Below are 2,035 nucleotides of genomic sequence, written 5' to 3' on the forward strand. Positions count from 1 at the left end.
GTGGGGTACGGCTGCGCTCACGGTTACCACTATCTCGTGTCCGGCCCGGTGGGGCGCCCGGGGGTCCCCTTCCGGGGTCGCCGGGCGCCCGTCGGCGGGCTTCAGGGGCGGGGGGCGAGCCGGTTGGCGGAGTGCACGGCGCGCAGGACGGCGGCGGCCTTGTTGCGGCACTCGGCGTCCTCGGCGGCCGGGTCGGAGTCGGCGACGACGCCCGCGCCCGCCTGGACGTAGGCGGTGCCGTCGCGCAGCACCGCGGTGCGGATGGCGATGGCGGTGTCGGAGTCCCCGGCGAAGTCGAGGTAGCCGACGCAGCCGCCGTACAGGCCGCGGCGGGCGGGTTCGAGTTCCTCGATGATCTGCATGGCGCGGGGCTTGGGCGCGCCGGAGAGGGTGCCCGCGGGGAAGCAGGCGGTGAGCACGTCGAAGGCCGTGCGCCCGGGTGCGAGGCGGCCGGTGACGGTGGAGACGATGTGCATGACGTGGCTGTAGCGCTCGATCGCCATGAAGTCGACGACCTCGACGCTGCCGGGTTCGCAGACCCGGCCGAGGTCGTTGCGCCCGAGGTCGACGAGCATCAGGTGCTCGGCGCGTTCCTTGGGGTCGGCCAGCAGTTCCTCGGCGAGGGCGGCCTCGGCCTGCGGGGTGGTGCCGCGGGGGCGGGTCCCGGCGATCGGGTGGACCATGGCCCGTCCGTCCTCGACCTTGACCAGGGCCTCGGGGCTGGAGCCGACGACGTCGAAGGCCCCGCCCCGCCCGTCGTCGAAGCGGAGCAGGTACATGTACGGGCTGGGGTTGGTGGCCCGCAGCACGCGGTAGACGTCGAGCGCGGAGGCGGTGCAGGGCGTCTCGAACCGCTGGGAGGGGACGACCTGGAAGGCCTCGCCCGCGCGGATGCGCTCCTTGATGTCGTCGACGGCCGTCATATAGTCCGGGCCGCCCCAGCGGGCGGTGTACTCGGGGAGTTCTGAGGGCGGCAGGACGGTGGGCTCGGTGGGCACCGGCCGGCGGAGGTCGGCGGCCATGGCGTCGAGGCGGGCGACGGCGTCGGCGTAGGCCTCGTCGACGCCGGTCTCCAGGTCGTTGTGGTTGATCGCGTTGGCGATCAGCAGGACCGTGCCGTTCCAGTGGTCGAGGACGGCGAGGTCCGAGGTGAGCAGCATGGTGAGCTCGGGCAGGCCGAGGGTGTCGGCGCCGTGCTCGCCGATCCGCTCCAGGCGGCGGACGATGTCGTAGCCGAGGTAGCCCACCATGCCGCCGGTGAAGGGCGGCAGTCCGCTGCCCTCTATGAGGTCGCGCGGGGTGTGCAGGGCGGCGACGGTGGCGTTCAGCGCCTGGAGCGGGTCGCCGTCGGTGGGGACGCCGACGGGCGGGGTGCCGAGCCAGTGCGTCTGTCCGTCGCGGACGGTGAGGGTGGCGGAGCTGCGGACGCCCACGAAGGAGTAGCGGGACCAGGTGCGGCCGTTCTCGGCGGATTCCAGCAGGAAGGTGCCGGGGCGCTCCGCGGCGAGTTTGCGGTACAGGCCGACGGGGGTGTCCCCGTCGGCGAGGAACCGCCTGGTGACCGGGATGACCCGGCGGTCCTTCGCGAGCGTGCGGAAGGTTTCGGCGTCGGGCGCGATGTCACCCGTGGTCGTGGCAGCCATGGCAGCGGAGCCTACTGGTACGGGCCCGGTCAGCGGCCGAGCGGCAGGACGTCCGCGTCGAAACAGGTGCGGTCGCCGGTGTGGCAGGCGGCGCCGGTCTGGTCGACCTTGACGAGCAGGGTGTCGCCGTCGCAGTCGAGGGCCACGGACTTCACGTGCTGGGCGTGGCCGGAGGTGTCGCCCTTGACCCAGTACTCCTGGCGGCTGCGGCTCCAGTAGGTGCAGCGGCCGGTGGTGAGGGTGCGGTGCAGGGCCTCGTCGTCCATCCAGCCGAGCATGAGCACCTCGCCGGTGTCGTACTGCCGGGCGATGGCGGGAACCAGTCCGTCGGCGGCGCGCTTGAGGCGGGCGGCGATGGCCGGGTCGAGGGCGGGGGGAGGCTGGGAAGGGGC

Annotated in this window: 2 protein-coding genes; both read right to left on the reverse strand. The window is 73.5% G+C overall.

Annotated features, from left to right (window positions below):
- Positions 1 to 101 precede the first annotated feature (101 nt).
- Positions 102 to 1,643, reverse strand: coding sequence for an anthranilate synthase component I (locus K6I34_RS36195; protein ID WP_229332268.1), 1,542 nt, complete (start codon positions 1,641 to 1,643; stop codon positions 102 to 104).
- 29 nt (positions 1,644 to 1,672) lie between these two features.
- A partial coding sequence (gene hisI, locus K6I34_RS36200) for a phosphoribosyl-AMP cyclohydrolase (RefSeq protein WP_229332269.1) occupies positions 1,673 to 2,035 on the reverse strand: 363 nt, incomplete at its 5' end.

The sequence above is a fragment of the Streptomyces sp. UNOC14_S4 genome, assembly GCF_020740835.1.
Classification (GTDB): Bacteria; Actinomycetota; Actinomycetes; order Streptomycetales; family Streptomycetaceae; genus Streptomyces.

Excerpts from the sequence above, each read along its gene's own strand:
- K6I34_RS36195 (WP_229332268.1), bottom strand. The coding sequence starts at position 1,643 with ATGGCTGCCACGACCACGGGTGACATCGCGCCCGACGCCGAAACCTTC.